This window comes from Virgifigura deserti (assembly GCA_003576685.1).
GTDB classification, from domain to species: domain Bacteria; phylum Pseudomonadota; class Alphaproteobacteria; order Dongiales; family Dongiaceae; genus Virgifigura; species Virgifigura deserti.
This window is the reverse complement of the sequence record QOZR01000019.1, coordinates 26,055-51,613: the sequence shown is the minus strand read 5'-3', so window position 1 is coordinate 51,613 and position 25,559 is coordinate 26,055. Positions and strand designations below refer to the sequence as shown.

Annotated in this window: 26 protein-coding genes and 1 tRNA gene; 15 read left to right on the top strand and 12 right to left on the bottom strand. The window is 64.6% G+C overall.

The features are described from left to right. Nucleotide 1: 1 nt before the first annotated feature. A complete protein-coding gene (gene htpG / locus DT069_RS23335) occupies nt 2-1,864 on the bottom strand; it encodes a molecular chaperone HtpG (protein WP_119462753.1) in 1,863 nt (620 codons plus the stop codon). 263 nt (nt 1,865-2,127) lie between these two features. Here htpG and DT069_RS23330 point away from each other — a divergent pair, with 263 nt between their 5' ends. Together DT069_RS23330 and DT069_RS23325 are read left to right on the top strand one after the other, a co-directional pair. After that, complete coding sequence (locus DT069_RS23330) at nt 2,128-4,668, top strand: helicase-related protein (protein WP_119462752.1); 2,541 nt, start codon at nt 2,128-2,130, stop codon at nt 4,666-4,668. A gap of 8 nt (nt 4,669-4,676) precedes the next feature. Continuing rightward, nucleotides 4,677-5,084, top strand: a complete 408-nt coding sequence (locus DT069_RS23325; RefSeq protein ID WP_162913411.1) for an RNA-binding S4 domain-containing protein — start codon at nt 4,677-4,679, stop codon at nt 5,082-5,084. 39 nt (nt 5,085-5,123) lie between these two features. Here the strand turns inward: DT069_RS23325 and DT069_RS24815 are convergent, their stop codons facing one another. From DT069_RS24815 to DT069_RS23305, 5 genes are all read right to left on the bottom strand, one after another. After that, nucleotides 5,124-5,642, bottom strand: a complete 519-nt coding sequence (locus tag DT069_RS24815; protein WP_162913410.1) for a hypothetical protein — start codon at nt 5,640-5,642, stop codon at nt 5,124-5,126. After that, nucleotides 5,639-6,001 (bottom strand): PadR family transcriptional regulator, encoded by a 363-nt coding sequence (locus DT069_RS23320; protein WP_119462750.1) that lies wholly within the window; start codon nt 5,999-6,001, stop codon nt 5,639-5,641. Before DT069_RS23320 ends, DT069_RS24815 begins: the two co-directional genes overlap by 4 nt. A 158-nt stretch (nt 6,002-6,159) precedes the next feature. Next, on the bottom strand, nt 6,160-6,696 hold the full coding sequence (locus DT069_RS23315) for an SRPBCC family protein (RefSeq protein WP_119462749.1): 537 nt from the start codon (nt 6,694-6,696) through the stop codon (nt 6,160-6,162). Between the two features lie 10 nt (nt 6,697-6,706). Further along, nucleotides 6,707-7,048, bottom strand: coding sequence for an ArsR/SmtB family transcription factor (locus DT069_RS23310; RefSeq protein ID WP_119462748.1), 342 nt, complete (start codon nt 7,046-7,048; stop codon nt 6,707-6,709). A gap of 80 nt (nt 7,049-7,128) precedes the next feature. Next, nucleotides 7,129-7,764: a DUF938 domain-containing protein gene (locus DT069_RS23305; protein WP_119462747.1), complete on the bottom strand. Its 636-nt coding sequence runs from the start codon at nt 7,762-7,764 to the stop codon at nt 7,129-7,131. Nucleotides 7,765-7,882: 118 nt separating this feature from the next. Between DT069_RS23305 and DT069_RS23300 the strand changes: the two genes are divergently transcribed. The 5 genes from DT069_RS23300 to DT069_RS23280 all read left to right on the top strand — a co-directional run bounded on the left by DT069_RS23300 (nt 7,883) and on the right by DT069_RS23280 (nt 11,526). Next, nucleotides 7,883-8,359, top strand: coding sequence for a tellurite resistance TerB family protein (locus tag DT069_RS23300; protein ID WP_162913409.1), 477 nt, complete (start codon nt 7,883-7,885; stop codon nt 8,357-8,359). Nucleotides 8,360-8,442: 83 nt separating this feature from the next. After that, nucleotides 8,443-8,778 carry a ferredoxin FdxA gene (gene fdxA, locus DT069_RS23295; RefSeq protein WP_119462745.1) on the top strand — a complete coding sequence of 112 codons (336 nt, stop codon included), beginning with the start codon at nt 8,443-8,445 and terminating at the stop codon, nt 8,776-8,778. Between the two features lie 364 nt (nt 8,779-9,142). After that, entirely contained in the window at nt 9,143-9,640 is a 498-nt protein-coding gene (locus tag DT069_RS23290; RefSeq protein WP_119462744.1) for a CarD family transcriptional regulator, read from the top strand. 78 nt (nt 9,641-9,718) lie between these two features. Further along, the gene (locus DT069_RS23285; RefSeq protein ID WP_119462743.1) at nt 9,719-10,519 is read left to right on the top strand and encodes a hypothetical protein; all 801 of its coding nucleotides are present in this window, start codon (nt 9,719-9,721) and stop codon (nt 10,517-10,519) included. Between the two features lie 119 nt (nt 10,520-10,638). After that, complete coding sequence (locus DT069_RS23280; RefSeq protein WP_119462742.1) at nt 10,639-11,526, top strand: RNA polymerase factor sigma-32; 888 nt, start codon at nt 10,639-10,641, stop codon at nt 11,524-11,526. A gap of 82 nt (nt 11,527-11,608) precedes the next feature. Here the strand turns inward: DT069_RS23280 and DT069_RS23275 are convergent, their stop codons facing one another. The 3 genes from DT069_RS23275 to DT069_RS23265 all read right to left on the bottom strand — a co-directional run bounded on the left by DT069_RS23275 (nt 11,609) and on the right by DT069_RS23265 (nt 15,952). After that, nucleotides 11,609-13,465, bottom strand: a complete 1,857-nt coding sequence (locus tag DT069_RS23275; protein WP_119462741.1) for an adenylate/guanylate cyclase domain-containing protein — start codon at nt 13,463-13,465, stop codon at nt 11,609-11,611. Between the two features lie 7 nt (nt 13,466-13,472). Next, complete coding sequence (locus DT069_RS23270) at nt 13,473-14,936, bottom strand: M48 family metalloprotease (protein WP_425450500.1); 1,464 nt, start codon at nt 14,934-14,936, stop codon at nt 13,473-13,475. A gap of 137 nt (nt 14,937-15,073) precedes the next feature. Continuing rightward, nucleotides 15,074-15,952, bottom strand: a complete 879-nt coding sequence (locus tag DT069_RS23265) for a thermonuclease family protein (protein ID WP_425450499.1) — start codon at nt 15,950-15,952, stop codon at nt 15,074-15,076. Here DT069_RS23265 and pip point away from each other — a divergent pair. Continuing rightward, the gene (pip, locus tag DT069_RS23260; RefSeq protein ID WP_119462740.1) at nt 15,951-16,901 is read left to right on the top strand and encodes a prolyl aminopeptidase; all 951 of its coding nucleotides are present in this window, start codon (nt 15,951-15,953) and stop codon (nt 16,899-16,901) included. The two genes, DT069_RS23265 and pip, sit on opposite strands and share 2 nt — an antisense overlap. A gap of 11 nt (nt 16,902-16,912) precedes the next feature. Here pip and DT069_RS23255 read toward each other — a convergent pair whose 3' ends face one another. Both DT069_RS23255 and DT069_RS23250 read right to left on the bottom strand, forming a co-directional pair. Next, complete coding sequence (locus DT069_RS23255; RefSeq protein ID WP_119462739.1) at nt 16,913-17,362, bottom strand: DUF421 domain-containing protein; 450 nt, start codon at nt 17,360-17,362, stop codon at nt 16,913-16,915. A gap of 17 nt (nt 17,363-17,379) precedes the next feature. Then, entirely contained in the window at nt 17,380-17,847 is a 468-nt protein-coding gene (locus DT069_RS23250) for a hypothetical protein (protein ID WP_119462738.1), read from the bottom strand. A gap of 280 nt (nt 17,848-18,127) precedes the next feature. Here DT069_RS23250 and DT069_RS23245 point away from each other — a divergent pair. From DT069_RS23245 to DT069_RS23220, 6 genes are all read left to right on the top strand, one after another. Continuing rightward, a tRNA-Arg gene (locus DT069_RS23245) sits at nt 18,128-18,204 on the top strand. Between the two features lie 94 nt (nt 18,205-18,298). Continuing rightward, nucleotides 18,299-19,192, top strand: coding sequence for a hypothetical protein (locus DT069_RS24810; protein ID WP_162913408.1), 894 nt, complete (start codon nt 18,299-18,301; stop codon nt 19,190-19,192). Between the two features lie 104 nt (nt 19,193-19,296). After that, nucleotides 19,297-19,506, top strand: coding sequence for a helix-turn-helix transcriptional regulator (locus DT069_RS23235; RefSeq protein ID WP_425450498.1), 210 nt, complete (start codon nt 19,297-19,299; stop codon nt 19,504-19,506). 266 nt (nt 19,507-19,772) lie between these two features. Next, on the top strand, nt 19,773-21,467 hold the full coding sequence (locus DT069_RS23230; RefSeq protein ID WP_162913407.1) for a DUF927 domain-containing protein: 1,695 nt from the start codon (nt 19,773-19,775) through the stop codon (nt 21,465-21,467). After that, the gene (locus tag DT069_RS24805; protein ID WP_162913406.1) at nt 21,460-22,257 is read left to right on the top strand and encodes a hypothetical protein; all 798 of its coding nucleotides are present in this window, start codon (nt 21,460-21,462) and stop codon (nt 22,255-22,257) included. Before DT069_RS23230 ends, DT069_RS24805 begins: the two co-directional genes overlap by 8 nt. Then, nucleotides 22,254-23,027, top strand: coding sequence for a hypothetical protein (locus DT069_RS23220; protein ID WP_119462733.1), 774 nt, complete (start codon nt 22,254-22,256; stop codon nt 23,025-23,027). Before DT069_RS24805 ends, DT069_RS23220 begins: the two co-directional genes overlap by 4 nt. A 535-nt stretch (nt 23,028-23,562) precedes the next feature. On the opposite strand, the gene DT069_RS24800 is transcribed toward DT069_RS23220, so the two are convergent. Then, nucleotides 23,563-23,733 carry a hypothetical protein gene (locus DT069_RS24800; RefSeq protein WP_162913405.1) on the bottom strand — a complete coding sequence of 57 codons (171 nt, stop codon included), beginning with the start codon at nt 23,731-23,733 and terminating at the stop codon, nt 23,563-23,565. Between the two features lie 858 nt (nt 23,734-24,591). Here DT069_RS24800 and DT069_RS23215 point away from each other — a divergent pair. Further along, nucleotides 24,592-25,383: an IclR family transcriptional regulator gene (locus DT069_RS23215; protein ID WP_119462732.1), complete on the top strand. Its 792-nt coding sequence runs from the start codon at nt 24,592-24,594 to the stop codon at nt 25,381-25,383. Nucleotides 25,384-25,559: the final 176 nt, after the last annotated feature.

Here is a 25,559-nt window from a genome sequence, read left to right as displayed (position 1 = left end):
GTCAGGCGGCCATCGATCTGCGCAGGACGTCCGACAGGCGGCGGGAGAAGGCGGCGGGATCGGGCAGCGTCTCGCCCTCGACGATGCGTGCCTGGTCGAGCAACAGCCAAGCCGCCTCGGCAACCTCGTCGCCGTGACCATTGTCGCCGATCCGCTTCGCCAAGCTAGCGACCAGCGGGTGCGCGGGATTGATTTCCAGAACGCGCTTGGCGCCGGCCTCGATCTGCCGGTGCTGCTTCAAAAGCCGCTCGAGATGGATATCCATGTCGCCCTCATCGGCGACCAGGCAGACGGGGCTGTCGGTCAGGCGCTGCGACAGGCGGACATCCTTGACTGCATCCTTGAGCGTCAGGCGGAAGAGGGCGATCAGATTGTCGATGCCGGCGGCTGGCGGCTCGGACTTTTTCGTCTCGCCGGCCGGCGCTTCGATCCGGTCGAGATCGGCGCCGCCGCGGGTGACCGACTTGAAGGCCTTGCCCTCGAATAGGCCGACGGCGGGAACCCAGAACTCGTCGACCGGATCGGTCAGCAGCAGCACTTCGACGCCGCGCGCGGCGAAGCCCTCGAGCTGCGGGCTCCGCGCAACGGCTTCGGTGCTGTCACCGGTGATGTAGTAGATCGCATCCTGTCCGGGCTTCATGCGCCCGACATAGTCGGCGAGGCTGACGAGCCCTTCGCCGGCCGTCGAGCGGAACCGGGCCAGCTTCAGGATGGGGTCGCGCTGGTCGCTGTCCTCATACAGCCCCTCCTTCAGGACGGCGCCGAAATTGTTCCAGAAGGTGGTGTAGTCCTCGGGGTCGCTGTCCGCCTTCTTCTGCAGCTCGTTCAGAACGCGCTTGGTCACGCCGGCGCGGATCTTGGCCAGTATCGGATTGTGCTGCAGCATTTCGCGGCTGATGTTGAGCGGCAGGTCCTCCGAATCGATGATGCCGCGCAGGAACCGCAGATAGGCAGGCAGCACCTCCTCGCAGCTTTCGGTGATGAAGACGCGCCTGACATAGAGTCGGACGCAATGCTTGCGGTCCGGATGGAACAGGTCGAGCGGCTTCGCCGAGGGGACGAAGAGCAGGCTGGTATATTCGATCTTGCCCTCGACGCGGGCGTGTAGGGTGAGCCAGGGCGAGTCGAAGCTGTGTGCGGTGTGGCGGTAGAACTCCGCGTACTGCGCCTCGGTGATCTCCGATTTCGGCCGCGTCCACAGCGCCGAGGCCGCGTTGATGGTGTGCTCCTTGCCGTTCTCGATCAGCAGGATCGGTAGCGCGATATGATCGGAATATTTGGTGACGACGCGGCGGAGCTGATTGGAATCGAGAAACTCGTCCTCGCCCTCGCGCAGATGCAGGGTGATGCGCGTGCCGCGCGACTCGACCTCGGCCGGCGCCACCGTAAACTCGCCCTTGCCTTCGGAGATCCAGCGCCAGCCCTGGTCCTCGCCCGCCTTGCGGCTCGTGACCTCGACGCGCTCGGCGACCATGAAGGCGGAGTAGAACCCGACGCCGAACTGCCCGATCAAAGCGAGATCCTTCGCCGCATCGCCGGTCATCTGGCCGACGAAGGCCGAGGTGCCGGACCGCGCGATAGTGCCGAGATTCTCCACCAGGTCGTCGTGGTTCATGCCGATGCCGTTGTCGGCGATCGTCAACGTCCGCGCCGCGCGGTCGGCGCTCAAGGTGACTCGGAAGTTCGGATCGGATGCCGTCAGTTCCGGCTGCGTCAGGCTGAGATAGCGCAGTCGGTCACAGGCGTCCGAAGCGTTGGAGATGAGCTCCCGCAGAAAGACCGTTTTATCGCTGTAAAGCGAATGCGCAACAATATCGAGAAGGCGGCTGACCTCCGCCTGAAATCCGTGTTTTTCTTCTTGCATCCTGGTGCCCCTGGCAAGTCGTGCCGTTAATGCCGGCAGATATGTGCAGTCGGCGGCGGGGCATCAAGTCTGGTGTTGCCCACTCGATAAGCTCGGGGTGAGGGGAGGGCCTCATATTGAGCCCATCGAAGCATGAGGTCCTTTACTCTGCGCTGGGAGGCCGGGAGCTGTGAACGCGATACAGATCAAAGACTCCGCTTAGGTCCAATCATCAGACTGCCGTTCCCCTTGCAATAGCGCGTCGGAATCCTGATTTTCCAGCTATGGAGTTCCCCTCGGAGAGGCGGATCACCGCCGTCCTGGGCCCGACCAATACGGGCAAGACCTATCTCGCCATCGAGCGGATGCTGGGCCACCGGTCAGGCATGATCGGCTTTCCCTTGCGGCTGCTCGCCCGCGAGAACTACGACCGGATCGTCCGGCTGAAGGGGCGGGGTGCCGTGGCGCTGGTCACCGGCGAGGAGAAGATCGTCCCGCCGAATCCGGCCTATTTCGTCTGCACCGTCGAATCCATGCCGCTCGACCGGCGGGTCGCCTTCCTCGCCGTCGACGAGATCCAGCTCGCCGCCGATCCGGAACGCGGGCATATCTTCACCGACCGGCTCCTGCGCGCCCGCGGCACCGAGGAGACGATGTTCCTCGGCTCCGACACCATCCGGCCGCTGATCCGCAAGCTGGTGCCGGAGGCCGCGTTCCTCAGCCGACCGCGCTTCTCGACGCTCAGCTATGCGGGGCCGAAGAAGCTGACGCGCCTTCCGCCGCGCAGCGCCGTCGTCGCTTTCTCCGCCGCCGACGTCTACCAGATCGCCGAAGTGATGCGCCGCCAGCGCGGCGGCACTGCCGTCGTCATGGGCGCGCTCAGCCCGCGCACGCGCAATGCCCAGGTCGACATGTATCAGTCCGGCGAGGTCGATTATCTGGTGGCGACCGACGCCATCGGCATGGGCCTCAACATGGATCTTGACCATGTCGCCTTCGCCCGGCTAACCAAGTTCGACGGCCGCGCGCCCCGGCGCCTGACGCCGGCGGAGCTGGCCCAGATCGCCGGCCGCGCCGGCCGTCATATGAGCGACGGCAGCTTCGGCACGCTCGCCGAGGTCGGACCGCTCGAGCCGGAGATCGTCGATGCCGTCGAGAACCACCGGTTCGATCCGCTGACCGCCCTCCATTGGCGAAACCCGGACCTCGAATTCCGCTCCCTGGGCCTCCTTCTGCGGTGCCTCGAGCGCCGGCCGCCGGCCGGCGGCCTGATCCGGGTGCGCGACGCCGACGACCATCTGGCCTTAGCGGCGCTGGCCCGCGACGAGGAGATCGCCCGCCTCGCCGGCAACCCAGCGGCCCTCCGCCTCCTCTGGGAGGTCTGCCAGATTCCGGATTTCCGCAAGGTGTTGAGCGACGCCCATACGCGGCTGCTGGGCCAGATCTTCCGCTATCTGGCGGGCCCGCCGGCCGGCCAGTCCGAAGGGCGGCTGCCGGAGGATTGGGTGGGCCGGCAGATCGCCCGGATCGACCGCACCGACGGCGACATCGACACGCTCGTCGCCCGGATCGCCCATATCCGCACCTGGACCTATATCAGCCATCGCGGCGACTGGCTCGCCGATCCCGTGCATTGGCAGGACCGTGCCCGCGCGATCGAGGATCGGCTGTCGGATGCCTTGCACCACAGCCTGACGCAACGTTTCGTCGATCGCCGCCACGCGGTGCTGGTCCGCCGGATGGCCGGCGGCGGCCGACTCTTGAGCGCGGTCGACCAGGACGGTACGGTGATCGTCGAGGGCCATCCGGTCGGCCGGCTCGACGGCTTTTGCTTCGTTCCCGACAGCGTGGTCGGCGGTGAGGAGGCGCGGCCGCTGCTGGCTTCCGCTCGCCGCGCCTTGGTTCAGGAGATCCCGACGCGCGTCCGCCGCCTTGAAGGCGAAGAGGATGGTGCCTTCGATCTCCGCGCCGACGGGACGGCGACCTGGCACGGAACGCCGGTGGCGCGTCTGGCGGCCGGTGCAGGCCCGCTCACGCCCGCGATCGAGCCGCTGCCCAGCGACTTTCTCGAAGGCGCCTTGCGCGACCGGGTGCGCCGCCGCCTGACGCTCTGGCTGGAGGCGTGGCTGCGGCAAAAGCTGCGTCCGCTTTGGCGCGCGCGCGACGCCGCCTTGTCCGGGCCGGCGCGCGGGCTCGTCTTCCAACTGGTCGAAGCGCTCGGGCTGCTGCCGCGCCGCATCGTGGCGCCGCAACTCGCTGCCCTCACCACCGAGGACCGCCAGACCCTGGCGCGGCTCGGCGTCCGTATCGGTGCCGAGAGCATCTGGTTCCCCGGCCTGATGAAGGGGCGGCCGCTCACCCTGCGGGCCCTGCTCTGGGCCGCGCATCGGGGCCATTCTCCCGCTGCACCGCCGGCCGGCCGGCCGCTCAGCCTCGTGCCCGATCCCGCTTTGCCGGCGGATCTCTACCCGATTCTCGGCTATCGCCTGTTCGGCGGCACGGCAGTCCGCGTCGATGCGCTCGAGCGGCTGACCAAGGCGACACGAAAGCTGTCGCGGCAGGGGCCGTTCGCCGCGTCCGAACCTCTGCGGGCGCTCGCCGGCTGTCCGCAGGACGCGTTGCCCGCGATCCTCCTGGCGCTCGGCTATCAGCAGCGCACGGAGGAAGGCGGGGACGATCGCTTCGTCGCGCGGCCGCGTCGGCAGAAGGCGCGCAAGCGGGCCGCCGCGCCGGCGTCGAAGTCGGATCATCGCGGAAGATCGGCGCGCAAGCGCGACGGCGACTCGCCGTTCTCGGCGCTGCGCGACCTGCAGTTCAGCAAATGATGGAGAGGATGACGGAAATCACCAGCACCGGGGCGACCACTGGGGCGACCCTGCGCCTCGACAAGTGGCTGTGGTTCGCGCGCTTCTGCAAGAGTCGGGCGCTCGCCACGAAGCTGTGCGCCGCCGGAAAAATCCGGATCGGCGGCACGCTGGTGCAGAAGGCGCATCATGCGGTAAGGCCCGGCGACGTGCTGACCTTTCCGCTCGGGCCGCATATCCGCGTCATCCGAATCCTGAGCCTCGGCACGCGGCGCGGCCCGGCCGTCGAGGCGCGGACGCTGTACGAGGATCTGGCGCCGCCGGCGCCACGCACTGCCGAGCCGATGGCCGCCGCCGTCGCCCCACGCGATCGAGGAGCCGGCCGCCCGACGAAATCGGAACGCAGGGCAACCGATCGGCTCACGGTTAAAAACTGAGCCTACCTACTATCTCGACCCATGCACACGCTTAGGCTTTCAAAACCCCAGCCTGTCAATCAGTTCCTTTACCAAAGCCATGCGGCCTAGCAAATTGAGCGCAAATGCTCCGGCAGAACGGAGGACCTGCCAATAATACCATCGCCATGCTGATCCAAGACCGCGTTTAATGGCGCGACGTTGGAAACATTCTTCGAGATCACCGAGGATGCTCTCAAGTTGTTCCGCTGGGCAGAGGTAGAAAAGGATCGCCTCACCTAGAACGGGTACTTGAGCAGATGCGGTCAGTGTAGACTGCCTCGCTTCTGATTTGCCGCTTTTAAATTGTATGTACTCGTCAACAAGGAGAACATTAAGTAATGGGCGGTGCTCCAATTCGTCAATAATTTCCCTCAGGTCGTCGCGGAGTCCTGCTATGGCTTCTTCTCGGCGCTCTAATGTGGCTTCTGCCCATAGAGAATCGAGCCTCTTTAATTCATCTTCAAGATTAGGGTCATAGGGTCGAGTAGTATTTGTATTATTTTTTTTCTGCGAGAAAACATTTTTGGATCTGTTCATGGTTGTGCTCCTACCAAAGCAGGAGTGGCAAAGTTGGCCAGTGTGTCTCGAGACCGATTAATGGCTTCTACACCGGCCGCCTCAATCTTATAGTATCTCTTTCGGCGACCACCGCGTTCTGCTGTGGGTTCACCCCACCATGAAGAGACAAACCCTTTTCGTTCCAAGCGGTCTAGCGCCGTGTAAAGAGCTCCGACACTCACGTCCCTATTTGTCCGCTCTTTAATTTGCTGCCTTATAATTACGCCGTACGCATTTTGTGGTTGCTGAAGTAGCACGCTGAGAATCTGGAACTCGAAGTTCCCAAGTGTTTCTCGGGTCACGAGGAGCCTCTCGATTAGATCTACGATGTAGGACATATCGTAGCCAAGAGGCTGTTCTGCAAGGGTGCGCTTGGAGAAATGTTGCTGGTCAAGTTAGTGGCCCAGCGCGAACCGGGAACCGGCCGCCCGACGAAATCGGAACACCAGGCGACCGACCGGCTCCTCGGGGATATAGGGGCGGAGGATTAGGAGCCTCAAGACGCTCCAAACCGCCTTTCATATTCCGCCTCGATTCTTGTGTGCGTCGACCAGAAGGGTCGTGGCACTTCACCGTTCAGATGGTCAATTAGGATGGCGAGATGGGTGTGCCAGCCACTAGCGACATCCGTCATCGCCGCACTGTCGCCGAGCCGGCGATGCGTCAGCACGAGGAGCACGCCCTCGCCCTGTGGAGTCAGCTCGAAGGTGACTTCCGAGTCTTCCGGCTTGTCGGCCCATGTGTAACTCAGCAGGCGCGGCGGGTCGCAGCGCGTGATGCGGCCATGGGTGGTCACCCCGTTCTCGTAATGCTTGTACCGATCCGGTGTCGGCTCTCTCTGCGGGGACAACTCGGCATGGCGGAATCGCAGCTCGACCTCTCCGCCGACGCGGAGCTCCATCGGGCCGGAGGCCAGCCATTTGCCCCGCTTCTCCGAGTCCGTCAGGTAGGCCCAGACGCGCTCGATCGGGCCGGGCAGCACACGCTCGAAGCGGACCGTGCCGGCTTCCGTGACAACGCCATAGTCGTTCATTTCTTGCTCCTCACTCTCCACTGATTTCAGGTTGCGTCAGCTCGCGCTCGAGCAGGTCGAGCCGCTCGCTCCAGAAGCGCTCATAGAAGCCCAGCCATTCGTCGGCCGAGGCGAGCGGCGCAGGATCGAGGCGGCAGACATGCGTGCGGCCCTTCACCGTGCGCCGGACCAGGCCCGCACGTTCCAGCGCCTTGACATGCTTGGACGCGCCGGCGAAGGACATGCGGAATGGCGCCGCTAGCTCGCCGATGCTGCGCTCCCCCGCCGCGAGGCTGCGCAGCATCGCCCGCCGGGTCGGGTCGGCCAGGGCGTGAAACACCGCGTCGAGGCGTTCGGATTGTTGTTCAACCATGTGGTTGAATATATCAGCGGAGCAATGAACGGTCAACCGTTCGGTTTAATGATCACCCGAGACCGGTCCCGCCGTAAACGTCAGGCCCGTTCGAAGATCAGCGACAGATTATTGGCCGGCATATCGACCCGATCCCGCAGGGCGAAGCCGTGCGTCCCGGCGAGCGCCGCGACGGCCTCCAGATCGCGCACGCCCCAAGTCGAATCCTGTGCGCGGAGCATGCGGTCGAACGCCTCATTGCTTGGCGCCGTGTGCTTGCCGCCGATGCGGAAGGGACCATATAGAAAAAGCACTCCGCCGGCGGAAAGAAGCTGCCCCGCGCCGGCGACGAGTCCCTCGGCGGCGCTCCACGGGGAGATGTGAATCATGTTGATGTTGACGATGGCCCGCAGCGGCGCGTCGTCCAGCGCCGCCGTGACCGCTTGCGGCCAGTTCGCGGCGGTGACGTCGAGGGCGAGCGGCGCCCGCAGATTGGGCGCCGCGGCCTCTGCCGCATGAGCGGCGATGCTGGCGCGCATCTCGGCAGCCGCGTCGCTCGGCTGCCAGATCCGCGGCTGCAGGCGGGGCGCGAACCAGGCCGCGTGCTCGCCGGTGCCGCTGGCGATCTCCAGCACGCAGCCGGTCGCCGGTAGGACGCGGGACAGGACCTTGAGGATGGGGCCGCGATTTCGCGACGTGGCGGGTGCGTGGCGCCGGTCATCGGGGTCGGAAGCCATCCTCCGACCTTAGAATTGATGTGCCGGACGGGCAAGCGTATCGGGTGTGGACGCAGGCCCAAAAATCCGTACTTTCCCAAGGGTTGCGCCTTCGGTCGGCGCTATGATAGGCAAGGCGATGATCAATCGAATCAAGGCATTTCTGACGGAGCGTGGGGCGGCGTCGCCGGCCGGCCGGCATGACCGGGACGAGCTGGAGGTCGCGGCAGCATGTCTCCTCGTCGAGGCGGCGCGGATGGATTCGACCGTCGGCGCGATGGAACGCGACACGATCACGCGGCTGGTCAGCGAGCGGTTCTCCCTGAACGCTGAGGAGGCGAACGATCTGGTTTCGCTTGCCGAGGCCAAGGCCGAGCAATCGAGCCAGCTTTTCGGCTTCACGCGGACCGTCAAGGAGCAGTTTTCCTTCGAGGAGCGCATTGAACTGATCGAGATGTTGTGGGAAGTGATCTATGCGGACGATCATGTCCACGATCTCGAATCGAATTTGATGCGCCGGGTGGCGGGGCTGATCCATGTTCCGGATCAGGAAAGCGGCGCCGCCCGCAAGCGGGTTCTGGCGCGACGCGATGTGGGGAACGCATCCGGGGCGTGACTGATGGCGCGACTGACAAAGATGATTTCGCCACGCGCTCGCGTCGATCGCGCGGCTTGCCAAGAGTGTGAGTGGAGACCTCAATGACCTACGTCGTGACCGAAGCCTGCATCAAGTGCAAGTACATGGACTGCGTCGAGGTCTGTCCCGTCGACTGTTTCTATGTCGGCGAGAACATGCTGGTGATCCATCCCGACGAGTGCATCGACTGCGGGGTCTGCGAGCCCGAATGCCCGGTCGATGCGATTCTGCCGGACACCGAGCCCGGGATGGAGCGATGGCTTGAGCTGAACCGCGAATATTCGGCCACTTGGCCGAATATCACCCGCAAGGGCGAGCCGCCGGCCGACGCCGACGCGCACAAGGGCGAAGCGGGCAAATTCGAGAAATATTTTTCCGCCGAGCCGGGAAAAGACTGAGAGCCGCCGCACCCGGCGCTCCCGCTCCGCGCGCCTTTGGCTGTCCTGCGACAGGCCGGGGATGGCCCCTCGGGACGTCCGGCGGAAGACCCTAGGAGAGGCCCCGGGACGCTCGGCGCCGGCGCATCGGTTGTACCGGCGTCATTTTTTTGCTATATTGTTTTGGACAAGGCCCCGGGCAGCCTTTGGGCTGCCCGACGCGTGTTATGCGGTCTCATACCGCCCGATTTCGTCATCCGGACGACTGGGTTTGGTGGCGCAGGTACCCGGCGCGCCGCATGAAGCCTGTTACGGCCGACCCCCGTCGGCCTGACGGCGCCGCTTCCGGGGCCCGGCACGGCTGATTAGGTGAGAGAAAAAAGGAATGTCCAAGGATATCGGATTCAAGCCGGGAGATTTCGTCGTCTATCCGGCCCATGGCGTCGGCAGAGTGCTAAGCATCGAAACCCAGGAGATTTCCGGCTTGAGCCTGCAGGTGATCATCATCACCTTCGACAAGGATCGGATGACCCTACGCGTTCCGGTGGCCAAGGCGAAGAATTCCGGCCTCCGCCGTCTCAGCACGCGCAAGGTGATGGATACCGCCCTGGCGACGCTGAAGGGCCGGTCCCGCATCAAGCGTGCCATGTGGAGCCGCCGTGCCCAGGAATATGAGGCGAAGATCAATTCCGGTGATCCGGTGTCCATCGCCGAAGTCGTCCGCGATCTGCATCGCAACGCCGATCAGCCGGACCAGTCCTATAGCGAGCGGCAGATCTATCAGGCCGCGCTCGACCGTCTCGTGCGCGAGCTCGCCGCCGTCGAAGATATCGACGAGCAAGCCGCAACCCAGCGCCTCGAGCAAGTGCTCAAAGCAGCCTGACCTCGAGGATTGCCCGGCCCGGCCCGGTCGCCCACCCCGAAGCGATGGGAGCGACCGGCCGATAGCCGTCGAACTCTAATGTCGAATCAAGAGAAGTTCGTCATATTGCGGCGGAGTCGGCGGGTCTGGGCGGTCGCAGCCATTCATGGTGACGCGGAGCGCCTCGACGCGCTCCATCACGAACTTGGCCGACGGTTCGCCGACGGCGACCGGCTGGTCTATCTCGGAAATTATCTCGGCTACGGTGCGGCGGTGCGTGCCACCGTCGACGGGTTGCTCGCCTTCCGCCGCTGGCTGCTCGCCCGCCCCGACATGTTCACCTTCGACATCGCCTATCTGCGCGGCAGCCAGGAGGAGATGTGGCAGAAGCTTCTGCAGCTTCAGTTCGCGCCCAACCCGCGCGAGGTTCTCGCCTGGATGCTGGAGCAGGGCGTCGACGCGACGCTCACGGCTTATGGGGGCAATGTCCAGCAGGGGCTGAACCATGCCCGGGACGGCGCGCTCGCGCTGACCCGATGGACCGGCAGTCTGCGCGCGGCGATGCAAGCGGCCCCCGGCCACTACGCGCTGATGAGCGCGCTTCGCCGCGCGGCCTACACCGATGACGGGGCGCTCCTCTTCGTCCATGCGGGTATCGATCCGGATCGGCCGTTGTCGGCGCAAAGCGACAGCTTCTGGTGGGGCGACGGCAGATTTGCCCGACTGAACCAAGCCTATGGCGGCTTCAACCGGGTCGTTCGCGGCTTCGACCGGACGCATGCCGGAGTCCAGACGACACCCTTCACGACCAGCATCGATGCCGGTTGCGGGTTCGGCGGTCCGCTCGTGGCTGCCTGCTTCGATCTCCGCGGCGAGATCGTCGACCTGATCGAAATCTGACTTGATCAAGCTCCGAATCTAATCGGACGGGCAGATTGATCCGTCTTCCGCTCCCCTGCGTACATCGTCCTGTGGGGTGACGCGAACCGAAGCAAAGCTCCGATGGAGCGGCAGGCGGAATGACCCATATCGACGATCCGTCGACCCAGCGGGCGAATGTCCGATACATCCAGGGCATCATGCGCATGCCTCTCCTGGCACGCGCGCGGGAATTCGAACTGGCGCGGCGCTGGCGCGACGAGCAGGACGAAGGCGCTCTGCACGAACTCATCCTGTCCTATACCCGGCTGGTGGTGAGCACGGCTTCGCGCTTCCGCGGTTATGGCCTGCCGTTGGGTGATCTCATCCAGGAAGGCAATATCGGCCTGATGCAGGCGGCCGCGCGTTTCGAGCCGGAGCGGGAGATCCGGTTCTCGACCTATGCCGCCTGGTGGATCCGCGCCGCGATGCAGGAATTCATCCTGCGCAACTGGTCCATCGTGCGCACCGGCACGACGGCGGGGCAGAAGCTGCTGTTCTTCAACCTGCGCCGGCTGCGCGCCCGAATCGCCGGTCCCAACGGCGACCCGCTCGGTTCCGAAGGGCGTGATGCGATCGCCCGGGAACTGCGGGTCGATGCCGCCGAGGTCGAAGCGATGGACCTGCGGCTTTCGGGCGGCGATCAGTCCTTGAGCGTCCCGGTAAGCGCCACGGACGCCGGAAGCAGTGGCGAAGAGCGCGCGAACTTCATCGCCGACCTGCGGCCGAGCCCGGAGGACGTGGTGATCGGCATGCGCGATGCCGCGACGCGGTCGCGCTGGCTGGCGGAAGCGCTCGGCGAGCTGTCCGACCGCGAGCGCGTCATCATCGCCCGGCGGCGGCTCGAGGAGGACGGCGCCACGCTTGAACAGCTTGGTTCCGAACTCGGCGTCAGCAAAGAGCGGATTCGACAGCTTGAGAGCCGCGCGCTGAACAAGCTGAGGGTGTCGATGCTGAAGCGCGCCGGCGACGTTCGGCTCCTGCTGTGAGGTCCAAGCCGTCCGGCTTTTGAAACCATGGAGGCACAGAGAAAAGAAAATCCTCTGTGGCTGTCTTTCCCTCGTAGCCCTCTCAGATCAGCCGGAAGACCTCAATCGTTTCTCCGCCGCGGAGTTGCCGTGGTCCCAGGGGAACTACGGGGATGTCGGGCGGCAGAGACGCCGCCGTGGCGGCGCTGATTATTGCCATCACCTCGTTCGGGCCTCCGTCAGGCCCGCTTCCGTCGATCTCCTTGCCGAGCTGCTCCAGCCGCTGCGCGACGTTCACCGTGTCGCCGATCAGCGTGTAGTTGATACGGCTGGGGGCCCCGACATTGCCGACAATGGCGGGGCCGGTATGGATGCCGATCCGCAGCGCGACGGGCGCTGCCCCGCTTGCCCGACGCCGCGCGTTCTCGTCGCGGACTGCCTCGGCGATCGCCAGCGCGGCCCGGCAGGCGCGGGCCGCATGCGCCGGCTCGTCGGCGGGGGCGCCCCAGAACGCCATCACCGAATCGCCGATATATTTGTCGATGATGCCTTCTTCCCGCTCGATGCAGGCACCCAGCAGGGCGAAGTGCCGATTCAGGAAGGCGGCGAGCTCGGGCGCCGGAAGCTGTCGGCCGAGCGTGGTGAAGCCGACGATATCGGTGAAGAGAACCGTGACGATCCGCTCCTCGGACGCGAGCTCGATCTCGGCGGATTGCCGCATCAGCCGCAGCACGAGCGGCTTCGGGACGTAGGTCTCGAAGGATTTCAGCCCGCTCAGCATCGCGTTATAGGCCTTGGAGGTCGCGTCCAGCTCGCGGAACGGGCTTCCGGACAGTCGCGGTGCAGCCCCGATCTCGAACCTCCGAATGGCTTCCGTCGCCGTCTCCAGCCGGCGAAGCGGAACGCCGAGGCTGCGGCCGAGCAGCAGGGCAAGGACCGCGGCGACCACGAAGATCCCGCCACCCGCCAGCAGGGCGAAGTTCAGCCGCTGCATCGGCGCATTCACGTCCTTCAGTCGGACATGAAGCCCGGCGATCCAGGGCGTCTCGCCATAGCCGGTCAGCTCGCGATAAAGGAACAGATACTGCTCGCCACCGCTTTCGACGATTCGGTTCGCGATCGGCCTTCCCGGCAAGGACAAAATGTAATCCGCAGACTCGGCGGGCGTGTCCCAGATATCGGCCAGCACCGCATCGCCGACCTCACCCAGCGCCGGCAGGGGATTTTCGGCCGAGAGACCACGCGGACCGCCGGCCAGTGCCGGATGGGCCAGCACCCGGTCGCGGCCATACAGGACGAAGCTTCGTCCGCCCGATGGCTGTTCGCTTTTCGAGAGATAGCGCGACAGCTCGCTGATCGAGACGACGGCCGAGACGATGCCGCGGAAGGCATCGTCACGGCGGACCGGCGCGTGCAGGGTGATGTAGGTATTGTTGAGCCGTTGCAGATAGAGGATCTCCCCCCAGGTGAACCCGTCCTCGACCGAGCCCTGGCGCAGGGCGAGGCGGGCGTCCGGGCGATCGATCCAGCTGCCGGCTTCCACGCCGCCTGCACCGGGATCGGGGCTCGCCGATACGGCATAGAGGTCATCGCGCACATAGGCGACGCCGCTGATTTGCGGCGCCGCGGCGAGAGAGCCGCGAAGCAGATCCTGAAGCCGCGCCGTATCGTCAAGGGGGATCGTGCCCCGGCTGAGCTGGTCGGCAAGGAACTCGGCCTGGTTGCGGGCCGGCGTGAGATGGCTGCTGAGATTCCGCTCCAGAAGCTCGATGTTCAGCCGAGCGACGCTGCGCAGCAGCTCAACGGTGTTGCGCTCGGCGACCCGGAGCGAGATCAGCAGCACGGTGGCCACCGCCAGCGCCACCAGCCCGCCGAATCCGAACAGCAGCACCGTCGCGATCGACGGCCGCCAGCCTGCGCGCCGTTCTTCTCGGGCCACCGGCCGCGAAGCGCGGTTCACCGCCTCGCTATCCGGAAATGATCTTGACCCGCTGGCCGGGGATGAGCCCGGCGTCCTCGGGCAGATCGTTGAGCACGCGGAATCGCTCCTCCCGATAATCGCCGAACGGCATCTGCTCCGCCAGGCTCTCCACCGTGTCGCCCGGGCGGACGGTGATGATCTTCACCCGAAGCGGCTCGATCGCGGCCGCCTCCGCCTCGCTCAACCGGCGGAAGCTGTAGGTGGTTTCGCGCAGGCCGAGCGACTGCTCTTCGGTCAGGTCGGGGGGCGTCAGGAACATGAAACGATAGACAGTATCGGCGTCGTACCGGATGGCGACCAGGCGGACGTCGCGCGGACCCTGCTGGGTGCGGAGGCGGGTCGATCCGGTCGCCGCCTCCATGCCGTCGATCTCGATCCGCTCCGCGTCGGCGAAGTTCATATTGCCGGCCCATTCGCGGGTCAGATAGGTCAGCATACTGTCGCTGCCGGGCTTCGGCGCGAGATCGAAAACGATGAGGGTGTCGCCCGGTCCTTGCGCGATGACCTGATTAGGATTGTTGCGCAAGGTGAAGCCTTCCGGCACCTCGAAGGCGAAGCGCAGATCCGGATGAAGAAAACGCCGGCCGCGAACGACACCTTGCGACGGGTCTTCGCCGTAAAGCATGCCGTCGATCTGGTCGAGATAGATGTCGCGGGCGAGAATCGGGTCCGTCACCTGGGTTGCGCCGGCGTTTTCGATCGCCCGCTGGACCCGGTCGACGGTGCGCGGGTGGGTCGCCATGATGTTTGATTTGTCCGTCGATTCGGGCTGGCCGGCGAGTGTCGCCTCGAGCTGGCTGTGCGCCTGCAGCTTGGCGAGGAAGTCGGCCGCCGCCTGCGGATCGAAGTTGGCCCGTGCCATGTAGCGGATGCCCAGCGTATCGGCCTCGAACTCCTGATCGCGGGAAAAGCTCTGCAGATAGACGGCCGCCCCGCTGCCGGCGAGATTGGCCAGTTCCCCGCTGCCGGTGGCGATGCCGAGACCGATGGCGCCGATCTGCGCCAGCACCGATCGGCTGTAGCGCTGCGCCGAATGGCGCGCGATGACATGGCCGATCTCGTGGCCCACGACGCTCGCGACCTCGGCCTCGTTGTCGGCCAGCGCCAGCAGGCCACGGGTGACGTAGACATAGCCGCCAGGCAGCGCGAAGGCGTTGATCATCGGCGAATCGATGACCGTGAAGGTGAAGTCGATATCCGGGCGCTCGGTGGTGCTCGCCAGAAGCTCGCCGATGCTCTCGACATAGCGCTGCAGCGCCGCATTGTCGTAGGCGCCGCCGAACTCCGCCAGAATTTTCGGATGAGTTTCCTGGCCGACCTCGATCTCCTGCGCCTCCGACATGAAGCCGGTGAAGCTCCGCTCGCCGGTCGCCGGATTGACGGCGCAAGCGGCCAGGGACAGCAGAACGATCGGCATGATGGAAAGCAGGTGGCGCAGCGTCAAAAACATTCCTCCTTCTTGAACCACAGAGACGCAGGGGCACAGAGAAGAAAAATGCCGGGAGCAGCCTTCCTCTGTGTCTCTGTGCCTCCGTGATTACATTGTTTGCACGGACAAGCTGAACCGGCGCTGAACACCCGCGACGCTCAATCCCCGAGCAGTTCGAGCTGCTCCGGATGGGTCAGCTCGATTTCGGGCCCGTTATAGGATTTAAGCCAGCCACGGACACGTATCTGCATCCCGCTCAGCGATTCGATGTCGATGCCCGCGGCCTCGAACCGACGGCGGCTTTCGGGGTCGATATAGAGCGTGAAGTCGGCGCGATGATCCTCGCCGAAATTGAGATAGCCGCGGCCGCGGACGATGGCGGCCTCGAGGACCCGCCCTTCGACGAGCTGGAAGCTGTCGATCGCGTCCGCCGCCTCCTCCGGCGTCAGGATCTCATAGAATGGGTCGGACCAGATGCCGCGGCCGGCGTCGCGCGCCTCGCGTTCGAGCGCGAGCATCTCGGACACCATCGCGCGGTTGTCGGGAAAGCTGTAGACGCGGGCCAGGCCGCGGGCGAGCATCGCCTCCTGGATCCACCGGTCATCGACCGTGTCATAGAGGTGGGCGAGCGCCCGCCCGTGCCGATCCATCTGACGGCCACCGAACGCCAACCTCACCGTCCGACCGAGGGCGAGATCCTCGAGCGCCCGCTTGGCGGCGTCGGCGAGCGGCCAGGTCTTGAACCCGGGCCGGCCGAGCGGCAGCTTCGGCGCCTGGATGCCGACTAGCCGGACCTCGCGCCCGTCCTCCAGCAGCACCGTATCGCCGTCGATGACCTCGACCACGCGGGACGCGCCGCCCGTCTCGAGCGCAACCGGCTCGAGCGCTACCGTCGCGGTGCTCGCGACGAAAAGCGCGGACAGAACGATAAACAGGGCGACCGAGCGACACATGGCCCGTACTATATAGGTTACGCCGGTGCGGATCAGCCGTTCACTCCCGCTGGCGATTGTCTGGACCAAGCACGAGGCGGTCATGGCGCGGAGCCAGCTTTATCCTGAAATCGAACCCTACGAGTCCGGCATGCTCCCGATGGGCGGCCCGCACCAGATCTACTGGGAACAGTCGGGAAACCCGAAGGGGGCGCCGGTCGTCTTCCTGCATGGCGGCCCCGGTGCCGGCGCCAGCGCGGTTCATCGCCGGTTCTTCGATCCCGCCCATTACCGCATCGTCATCCTGGACCAGCGCGGCGCCGGCCGGTCCAAGCCGCTGGGCGAGCTGACCGACAACACCACGCCGCATCTGATCGCCGATATCGAGCGGCTCCGACAGCATCTCGGCATCGATCGCTGGCTAGTGTTCGGCGGGTCCTGGGGTTCGACGCTCGCCATCGCCTATGCCGAGGCCCATCCCGACAGGGTCCAAGGGCTGATCCTGCGCGGCATTTTTCTCTGCCGGCGCAGCGAGATCGACTGGTTCCTCTACGGCATGCGCGTGCTGGCGCCGGAGGCCTGGCGCGCCTTCTCTGGCTTCCTGCCGGAGGCCGAGCGCGAGGATCTGCTGCGCAATTATCACCGCCGCCTCGTCGACCCGGACCCGGCGGTGCATATGCCGGCGGCCCGGGCCTGGAGCGTCTATGAGGGAACCTGCTGCACCCTGCTGCCGAGCCAGGAGACGGTGACGGCCTTCGGGCAGGATGTGTTGGCGCTCGGCCTTGCCCGGATGGAGGCGCATTATTTCCTGAACGACATCTTCCTGCCGGAGAATTCGCTGCTCGACAATATCGATCGCCTGCGGAAGATCCCGGCAGTGATCATCCAGGGGCGCTATGATCTGGTCTGCCCGATCATCACCGCCGACGAGCTGGCCCGCGCCTGGCCCGAGGCGGAGTATGTGATCGTCCCCGACGCCGGCCATTCGGCGATGGAGCCCGGCATCCGCGCCGCGCTCGTGCAGGCGATGGAGCGATTCAAGGCCCAGGCATGAGGCGCGGGCGGCTATATCCGCTCCTTCGGAATGACCGTGATACCGCCGCTGACCTCGACGACGGCGAACTTGATCTGATCGAGACGCTCGAGACCCTGAAGCCGGCGCGCCGCTTCGAGGACGTCCGCTTCATCGATGCGGGACTTGCGCATCCGGTCGTGCAGAAGGCGCCCGTTCTCGACGATGATCATCGGCACACCGTCGATCAGCTTCTCGGCCGTCTTGGACCGCTGCTTCACCAGCGACAGCCCGATATCGATGGCGAGGAGCGTCATGATCACCAGGAACGCGTTGGTGAGGGAGAAGTCCTCGCCGAGAAGCGCCTGCTGCGTCGCCTCTCCGATGATCAGCAGCAGCACGAAATCGAATGTCGTCATCTGAGAGAGGGTGCGACGGCCGGAAATCCGGAACAGCACCAGGAGGACCGCGTAGATGGCGAACGCTCGAAGCACGGCGTCCATGACCTTCCCTCCTCCGCTCAGGGATAGACGAACTGCGTGAACCGGACCGGCGGCTGCCCGGCGAGGCCAATCCTGCCCTGGACGAGGCCAATCTCCTGCGGCTTGATCGCGAAGAACGCCATTCCAGGCCCATCTGCGGCCGCGCTGCTGAAAACGAACACGACCCCATCCGCCGCCGTCAGCGATTGCCGCGGTTCCGGCTGGATTTGCTCGATCTGAATGGACTCGAGATAGGAGCGGGAAAACCGGAGGGACACCGTTCCGTTGGCATCGGCCGCCGCCGGGAAGACGACGCGTAACCTTGAGGGAGTCAGGAAGCGTTCGAAACGATCATACTCGATCCGGACCGACCCTGCCGCGCCCTGCGCGGTGGTCGAACTCAACGGGCCGGACGAGAACAGGCCGAGGAGGGCGGCGATCACGACCAGGGCCATGACAATCCAGCCGACCCGCTGGACGGTCCAGCTTCGGCGCTGGACGGGCATGTCCTCGTCGATCTGAAGTGGAGCCGGCTTACCTGGTTCGGATGATGATCCACGGGTCGGGGCCAAGGGCTCTCTCCACCATCTCGTAGGAACCGACGGTCCCCTCTGGCCGACTAACGCCGTCCTGACCGGTTCTGTTCCGGAGGAGCAATGGCGCGGAGCTGCCGGGACAATCGAGTCCACGGGCGGGTCCTTGGGCGGGAACGCGACCCGCGACAATCCCTTCCGCCTTGTGTAGAGTGCGCCTAAGCGAGCGTCCGTCAGCGGCGCCTCGCGCGCCGCGCCCGTAGCTCAGCAGGATAGAGCACAGGATTCCTAATCCTGGGGTCGTGGGTTCGAATCCCGCCGGGCGCGCCAATAAATCAATGGGTTACGCTTGGTTCACTCCTGACTCATTTGAGGCAGCAACCAAGTAGCAACCAGCTTCGACCGGCCAACCTAGCTTGCAACGATGGCTGATGAGTCGGCCATCGGTCTGTCTGTAGATTCCCTGGTTTTATCGAACACAACAACTCCTCCAGTGGCCGAAGGCGCAGCCCGCGAGAGGATCGAGCGAAAAATGCAAGGTAAGGACGGTAATTCTCGCCAGTGGCTAACCGCCCTCGACGGAGAACATGAGGACGTTGTCACTTGGGAAACTGAACCCTTCACCAGAAATGAGTTGGCGGCTCTTGTGCGGTGCCTCTGGGAACTGGCGCGCATTGGACAAAAGCCACGCACGGCGATAACCCGAGCCTGGCTTCCGCGGCTACGGCAGCAAGCGCTGTGGTGCCAAACGGGTCTTCTGGCGGATCAACAGCGCCTTCCTGACGATCCCAACGCTTGGCGACGGCTCCGCCGAATGGTGAATCGGGGGCGACTTGATATGGCTAAACTAGGCACCGAGATCCGTCTGGCGCGGGAGATGCAACGCGGCCAGAGGGACGGGCGTCCGGATGAGTTTCAGCAGGCGATGGCGCTAGAAGCCCGACTGGAGGCTATCCAGTACGGTGCTGGCTCGCTCGGACTGAATGACGACCTGGAAATTCTCCGGGGAGAAGATCTGCGGCGAGCCTACGAGGTCGCCCTAAATGATCCGATTGGCCTTCTCGATTTTCATGGTGGTCATCAGGACAACTGGCCCTTGAGCAACTACGCAAATTTTCTTGCCGCTGTTTACGAGGACATCACTGGAAGCCGCCCGGGTGCTGGAACAACTTTCAGCCCGACTGGTAGCGCAAAGTCAGGTAAGCCTAGCTCCCCGGCGGTTCGATTTTTCGCCGCTGCTATGGCGTTCGTCCCCGACATGTCCCATTGGCGGGCTTGGTATTTGGTCCGTCAACTGCGCCATAAATCCGGTGGTTGATCGAGTGTCTATTTAGACTAGGCGCCATAACTCTGCTTACGGTCTCTCCGTTTCTCACTGGCACGCACCGGCATGGGCAATGCCAAGTTGATTCGGAGATGCACATGAACGAACTGCTGTTCGATGAAGAAGGTGCGGGGCGTTACCTCGGTGGCACGCGTCCCGTTTCGAAACGTACTTTGCAGCGATGGCGGCTTGAGGGCAGCGGACCCGTTTATATCAAGCTGTCGCGGTCGGTCCGGTATCGCAAATCCGATCTGGATGCATTCATTGCTGCTGGCCTCCGACACTCCACGAGTGAGTATGCGGAATGAGCCCAGCGCGCGAAAAAGACCACCGGTCGGCCCCAACCCAAGCGGCGAAATCTAAGGCAACAAACTGTAAGAAGCAGAAGACAGATACCAGATTAGAACAGCAAACAGCAACTCAACGATCCGGGGTATCCTCCAGACGCGAACTGATCCGGAACGACCTCGATGGCGGAGGTCGAATCAGGGATGGCGCGGGGGCAACCGGTGGCCTCGACGCACAGAAGGCCGCGCTCGATCCGGTCGCTATCATGATCGCGCGGGAGTTCCGGATGCGCGAGGACGGTCTCTGGTGGATTAACCCTGATCCAGAGAAGCCGGATCTCCATATCTCCGGTCCCTTTACGATCGAGGCAGGGACGCGCAGCGGTGACGGTCGGAACTGGGGACTCTTGATGTCCTGGAACGATGGCGACGGGCGACGGCATCAATGGGCCATGCCGCGATCGCTGCTCGCCGGCGATGGCGTCGAGCTTCGGGCGTACCTCCTGGACCGCGGACTTTATGTCGCTCCCGATCGGAAGGCGCGTGAGCAACTCCCGCGCTATCTGGCCGCAGTCCGGACGGATGCGCTGGCCCGCGCGGTCGATCGAACCGGCTGGCATGGATCGTTCTTTGTCTTTCCCGATGCCACGATCGGCGACACCCGCGGTGAGCAGATTGTCTTGCAGACACCGAGCTTGGGCGACAATCCGTTCCAAACAGCGGGCACGCTTCAAGACTGGCAGGACAATGTCGCATCATGCGCAGTCGGCAATTCGCGGCTGGTATTGGCCCTGTCGGTCGCATTCGCGGCTCCCCTGCTCGCTGTTATTGGAGCTGAGAACGGTGGCTTCCATCTCCGCGGCGCGAGTTCTGTCGGGAAAACAACGGCGCTTGTTGCCGCCGGGTCGGTTTGGGGCGGCGGCGGCGTCAAGGGATATGTCCGACAGTGGCGCACAACCGACAACGGCCTGGAGGCCATAGCCGCGGCGCTATGCGACGCTCTCCTCGTCCTCGACGAGTTGTCTCAGGCCGAGCCAAAGGTGGCTGGAGCCGGGGCCTACATGATAGTGAACGGAGCCGGAAAGGCTCGGGCCGGGCGTGGCGGCAGCGCACGACCGAGCTTCGAATGGCGCCTGATGTTTTTGTCCAGTGGCGAGATCGGGATCGCCGACAAGCTCGCCGAAGACGGCCGCGGGCGGCGAATCGCTGCCGGTCAAGAGGTCCGCGTGATCGACGTCCCAGCCGACGCCGGCCGCGGCCTGGGACTGTTTGAGGACCTCCATGGCCATGCCAGTGCGGATGCTTTCGCCCGCGCACTAAAGGAGGCGGCGAGCCGCTCCTACGGAACCGCCGCAAGATCATTTATCGAGAAAGTGGCCGGCCAGATCGATAGCGCGGCCAAAGCGATTGTAGGCCACCAACGTAACTTTGTCGCGAAGCACTGCCCGGCCGGCGCCGACGGGCAAGTCAGTCGCGTCGCTGGCCGGTTCGGCCTCATCGCCGCGGCGGGCGAACTGGCGACCACCATGGGCGTTCTGCCCTGGCCGCGCGGCGAGGCAATGAAGGCGGCCGCGGTATGCTTTGGGGCTTGGCTGGAGGCGCGCGGGGGGCATGGCCCCGCCGAGATCGCGGCCGGCATCGCCCAGATCCGCGAGTTCATCGAGGCGCATGGCGAGAGCAGGTTCGCGCCAGCCGAGGGGGACGACAAGGATCGGCGCACAGTCAACCGCGTCGGCTTCCGCCGCGTGAATGGCGCCGATGAAGTCGAGTACTTCGTCCTGCCGGCGTCGTGGAAGTCTGAGCTCTTGCGGGGCCGCGACGCTCGCGTGCTCTCCAAAGAGCTGGTGCGGCGCAGCCTCCTGATTCCCGACAAGCTCGACGGCAAGCCGCAGAGTCGGCACACCTTCCCGGGCATGCCAAACGGTGCTCGCTACTATCACTTGGCAGCGCGCATCCTTCGCGACGGAGGCAATCATGACTAGGGACTTGCTCGCCGTCTTTGCGCCGGAGAATGCCGGAAATTCAGAGGCAACTGGGGCACCTTGGGCAACCGGCGCAGCAAACCCGCCAGAGACGGTGCTCAAGGGACCGTTCGAGGCGGTTGCCCATCGGCGTGCCGGCCGGGCAACCTGGGCAATTCTGGCTGAGCAATTACCCCTCCGAGGCGGCGTTGCCCAGGTTGCCCAGCAGCCCGCGGATTGGGCAACCGATCGTTCCCGCCGCAACGTCAAGGAAACCCTTGAAATCGGGACAACAGTTGCCCCGATTGCCCCGGTTGCCCACGATGATGGGCTTGGCTCCATCGGTGCGCCGAATAAGCCGTGGCGACTTCCCCTGGTGGAGAAACTGTGTCGCAGCGTTCCGCGCGAGTGGGCGGATGGCTTTGGCCGTATGGTGACGGACGGTCGCCCGATTGGTGTCTCGCCGGCCGTGTGGGACCGGCTCATCGACGCCGGCGGCGATCTCCTGCTTCACTGGGGGGCCGCCTTGGCAGCCCTTGGCTGGCAGACGGGCGACCTGTTCGGGGCCAGCCACGAGGCGCCATTGGTCCGTCTCGATCGGGCCGGTTTGGTGCTGCTTCTCGTTCGCCGGAGGGTGATCGATGCCACGCCCAACGTCGTAATTCTTCAAACCAAAACCGGCGCCCGTCAGAGCTTCACCCGGCGCCGTCCTGCCGACCCTGACCGCGTACCGATCTGGGACCTGCCGGTTGCAGGCAGATATCGCCATTTGGCCGAAGAGAACCTGAATCTTGAGGAGCATTGTTCATGACGCCTGGCCATCTTGAGATCATCGCGCGGCAGTGGCGGCACGTTGAGGCGCCGCGCCCGGTTCCGCGAATCGACCGCCCAGCGCTCTTCCGGATCGAGCACGAAGACAACTGGTACTTCGCCGGGATCATTCGGACGCGCCGCGTGCCTGACCTTGACCCCGAGCTCGGTGGCGCCTTCACGACGACGGGGGTCGGGCGCGCGATCTGGCTGCACCTGAAGCAGGTGAGTTCGCTCGTCGACATTCGTGTGTCGGATCACGGCCAGATTGAGACCTGCCTAGCGACCGCGATCGCCGCGAATCCTGCCTGTGGCGCGTTCGCCTTCGCGGTCGACGATCCGGTGCTTGGCGACGCCCTGTTCCACCATTTGATCTCCATACCGTCATCGCGACTGCTGGTCGATCCCGGTGGCGAACCGCCGCCGATCTTCGAAGTAACTGCGCAGGGCGACCTGCCGGTGTTCAGGACCGCGCCCGAGGGCCGGCGGCTTATCGTCGGCCTGGTTCACGGAGCCGAAGAACATTGGAACTTCGCCCGGCCAACCAAGGCCGGTCATCGGACGCTCTGGCGGCTCTGCCTCGAGGCTGCGGCGCGCCGGGACGAGCCGTGTCGCGCCGCATTGTACTTCGAGCGCGATGCGGTTCAGCAGCTCGAGCGCATTCTGCGGCGCCCGAGCGGCCCGGTTCTCGGCGTTCCTTATGCCACCCGGCGCGAGCGCGAGATTCTGATAGATCGACTTGGGGCCTATGGGGCAACGCCGATCAGATAGAGCGGCGGGGAGATGCCGAATGGGTGATACAAGCGCACCGCGAGGCGACCGCGGCAAACGATCCCGCCGCCGTCGCGATCGCCGTCACCGCGGTGTTGTCATCGGAGGTCGAGGATAAACGCCTTTTCCAGGCTTGCAGCGATTGATACTTGGAACGAGCGATTTCGGGCATCTTCACGCGAACATACCGGCAGATGCTCGCACTGCCGGAGCCGACGCGGCTTTCTCCCTTGCTTGAGAAATCTCAGGCCAGCGCCGACCTTACGTGGCGGCACGTAGCTCGGTTTTGCTGTCGCCAAGTCGCCGTCCGCTTGCTAACGGGCAGACGAAGCTACCAATTCGTCGACGTCGATGAACACGTCGCGCGCGAAGGGGGAGAGCCGGTGGCGGCCGGGGCCGTGTGGGTGCAGCTGGACTGGATCCCGCGGCCCGGAGTTCATCGCCCCAGAGCACTTGCGGAGCTTCTCGCGCTCCATCATGGGGAGCGCTCATCGGGTGGGCTGATCGGATCGCAGACTATGCAATGCCAATTGCCCTAACCGTCTTCAACCGTGATGAAACGTTCGATCCGCAGAGTGATCCGATCGAGCGGATCGGGATCGTGCCCTTCGGCCGGCAAGGCGCGCGCGGAAACGGAGGAGGTAGCTACCGCCGAATTCACGACCGGAAGTAGAGGATATCCTCTATTTCGGTCGATGATCTGCATCGCAGCGCCACTAACGCTTATGTTAATTCTAGCGCCGGTAATTGCACTCGTCGCTACGTTCGACCAGCCGCCGCAGACTGCCGGTGAAAGCCGTGTCCGAGCAGAGATGGCCGACAACTCATTCCTAAGGGGTCTCGGCGAGCCTGCGCCTATGCCGATCCCCACCAGCTCTCGCCCGGCACCGAGTTCTTCAACAGAATCGGTCAGCCGCTAACAATTCGAGCGTATCGGCAACAGGTTGGCTCTCATACGCAAATCAGTCGTCACCGAAGATCGGCGGGCACGTCTCAGAGGTGCCATTAGCCGACATTTGGCATACCACCGAAAGCCGCAGTCCAGTGCTCGGTGAAAACAGGTTTCCGATGGAATGCGATCAGTGCGCTTTCCCATGCGCTCAGGGCTTGGTCGCACCCCGATCTCTCCACCGATCGCATGTCGACTCGTTCCTCTCACCCGTAAGGGTCATAGGGGTGAAGCTCGACATACTGGAAGTCACTTTTGCGGAATCGCAGTTCCTCGATTTCCTTGGGGTTACATCCCCTTCGACCGCAATCGACATCGACACGTCCGCGTCGAAGGGGACTTCGGTCTTGCCGCTCAGCATGCGGCAAGCCAATCCTTTCGGAACGCGTAGCTCTTCGCCGAGAAGATTACGTAGGTAATGACTGCAAAAGGCAGAATCCTGAGGATTTGGACCGCATACCTGCGAACAGCTTAGCCGCAGCCTACGTCTCGTCATGGGACGGAGGACTTGACGCCGAAAGGCCATCTTGGTCAAGTTCGGCCCTCTACAGAACCGGCTGGCGCACCGGCCGACTGGCGCTTGGTTTCCACCTCCAGGGAGGCCCACTGCGGCCTATGGCGGCAAGCTCGACGATGATCCCGGTAATCACCCGGACGGAACACGATCGAATGGCCGGTTCGGCGACGCCGGCGGTCGCGCGCATCTTCGAGATTCTCGAGCTCTTCGAATCCGAGCAGCGGCCGCTCAGCCTGCGCGAGATCGTTGAATGGCTCGGGTATCCCATGTCGACGACCTCCGCGATCCTGAAGAGCATGGCGGCGCTGGGCTACCTGCGCCACGACCGCTCGGCGCGGACCTACATCCCGACGATGCGCCTCGCCCATCTCGGGACCTGGTCGGCGGCGCACGACCTGCCGAGCGAGACCTGCATGAGCGCGCTCCGGCAGCTCTGCGCCGAGACGGGCGAGCTCATCTACCTCGCCCATCGCAACGACATCTACATGCAGTATCTGCACATCAATGTCGGCGAGAAGTACGGTTCGCCCCCACAGCGCCCGGGCGCCACGCGGTTCCTGGTCCACACCGCGCTCGGCTGGTCGCTGATGACTTTTCTCGACCGGCGCGCGGTCAATAGCATCATCCGCCGAACCAACGCCATCCTCCCGCCGCCCGACAACTGCGATCCCGGCACCGTGCTGCGGGCGATCGAGCGGTGCCGCGAAGAGGGATACGCGGTATCGGAGAACACGATCCGGCTGGGACACGGCGTAATTGCGGCGCCGCTTGCTTTCGCGCACCAGCACTATGCCGTGGGCGTCGCCGCCCCGGTCGAGCGCCTGCGGCAGCACGGCCCGGAATACGCGTCGAAGCTGCTGGCGATGGTCTCCGACGTCTCGACGCTCTGACCTTGAGCGATTCTCGAACATTCGAAATTGCCGTTTCCTCTGAGCTACTTGGCGCCCGCGTGCCGCATCGTCCTTAGAAACTATTTCCAGAAATCCGGTTTCAGGCGTTGATCGGGCCATTCGTCGGTTGACCCCAGAGACTCGCGGCGTAGCGTGACGGACACGGAAGTGAGAGG

What these genes read in the sequence shown, in the direction of transcription:
- htpG (WP_119462753.1), bottom strand. Translation starts at nt 1,864, where the DNA reads ATGCAAGAAGAAAAACACGGATTTCAGGCGGAGGTCAGCCGCCTTCTC.
- DT069_RS23330 (WP_119462752.1), top strand. Translation starts at nt 2,128, where the DNA reads ATGGAGTTCCCCTCGGAGAGGCGGATCACCGCCGTCCTGGGCCCGACC.
- DT069_RS23325 (WP_162913411.1), top strand. Translation starts at nt 4,677, where the DNA reads ATGACGGAAATCACCAGCACCGGGGCGACCACTGGGGCGACCCTGCGC.
- DT069_RS24815 (WP_162913410.1), bottom strand. Translation starts at nt 5,642, where the DNA reads ATGAACAGATCCAAAAATGTTTTCTCGCAGAAAAAAAATAATACAAAT.
- DT069_RS23320 (WP_119462750.1), bottom strand. Translation starts at nt 6,001, where the DNA reads ATGTCCTACATCGTAGATCTAATCGAGAGGCTCCTCGTGACCCGAGAA.
- DT069_RS23315 (WP_119462749.1), bottom strand. Translation starts at nt 6,696, where the DNA reads ATGAACGACTATGGCGTTGTCACGGAAGCCGGCACGGTCCGCTTCGAG.
- DT069_RS23310 (WP_119462748.1), bottom strand. Translation starts at nt 7,048, where the DNA reads ATGGTTGAACAACAATCCGAACGCCTCGACGCGGTGTTTCACGCCCTG.
- DT069_RS23305 (WP_119462747.1), bottom strand. Translation starts at nt 7,764, where the DNA reads ATGGCTTCCGACCCCGATGACCGGCGCCACGCACCCGCCACGTCGCGA.
- DT069_RS23300 (WP_162913409.1), top strand. Translation starts at nt 7,883, where the DNA reads ATGATCAATCGAATCAAGGCATTTCTGACGGAGCGTGGGGCGGCGTCG.
- fdxA (WP_119462745.1), top strand. Translation starts at nt 8,443, where the DNA reads ATGACCTACGTCGTGACCGAAGCCTGCATCAAGTGCAAGTACATGGAC.
- DT069_RS23290 (WP_119462744.1), top strand. Translation starts at nt 9,143, where the DNA reads ATGTCCAAGGATATCGGATTCAAGCCGGGAGATTTCGTCGTCTATCCG.
- DT069_RS23285 (WP_119462743.1), top strand. Translation starts at nt 9,719, where the DNA reads ATGTCGAATCAAGAGAAGTTCGTCATATTGCGGCGGAGTCGGCGGGTC.
- DT069_RS23280 (WP_119462742.1), top strand. Translation starts at nt 10,639, where the DNA reads ATGACCCATATCGACGATCCGTCGACCCAGCGGGCGAATGTCCGATAC.
- DT069_RS23270 (WP_425450500.1), bottom strand. Translation starts at nt 14,936, where the DNA reads ATGTTTTTGACGCTGCGCCACCTGCTTTCCATCATGCCGATCGTTCTG.
- pip (WP_119462740.1), top strand. Translation starts at nt 15,951, where the DNA reads ATGGCGCGGAGCCAGCTTTATCCTGAAATCGAACCCTACGAGTCCGGC.
- DT069_RS23265 (WP_425450499.1), bottom strand. Translation starts at nt 15,952, where the DNA reads ATGACCGCCTCGTGCTTGGTCCAGACAATCGCCAGCGGGAGTGAACGG.
- DT069_RS23255 (WP_119462739.1), bottom strand. Translation starts at nt 17,362, where the DNA reads ATGGACGCCGTGCTTCGAGCGTTCGCCATCTACGCGGTCCTCCTGGTG.
- DT069_RS23250 (WP_119462738.1), bottom strand. Translation starts at nt 17,847, where the DNA reads ATGCCCGTCCAGCGCCGAAGCTGGACCGTCCAGCGGGTCGGCTGGATT.
- DT069_RS24810 (WP_162913408.1), top strand. Translation starts at nt 18,299, where the DNA reads ATGGCTGATGAGTCGGCCATCGGTCTGTCTGTAGATTCCCTGGTTTTA.
- DT069_RS23235 (WP_425450498.1), top strand. Translation starts at nt 19,297, where the DNA reads ATGAACGAACTGCTGTTCGATGAAGAAGGTGCGGGGCGTTACCTCGGT.
- DT069_RS23230 (WP_162913407.1), top strand. Translation starts at nt 19,773, where the DNA reads ATGCGCGAGGACGGTCTCTGGTGGATTAACCCTGATCCAGAGAAGCCG.
- DT069_RS24805 (WP_162913406.1), top strand. Translation starts at nt 21,460, where the DNA reads ATGACTAGGGACTTGCTCGCCGTCTTTGCGCCGGAGAATGCCGGAAAT.
- DT069_RS23220 (WP_119462733.1), top strand. Translation starts at nt 22,254, where the DNA reads ATGACGCCTGGCCATCTTGAGATCATCGCGCGGCAGTGGCGGCACGTT.
- DT069_RS24800 (WP_162913405.1), bottom strand. Translation starts at nt 23,733, where the DNA reads ATGCAGATCATCGACCGAAATAGAGGATATCCTCTACTTCCGGTCGTG.
- DT069_RS23215 (WP_119462732.1), top strand. Translation starts at nt 24,592, where the DNA reads ATGGCGGCAAGCTCGACGATGATCCCGGTAATCACCCGGACGGAACAC.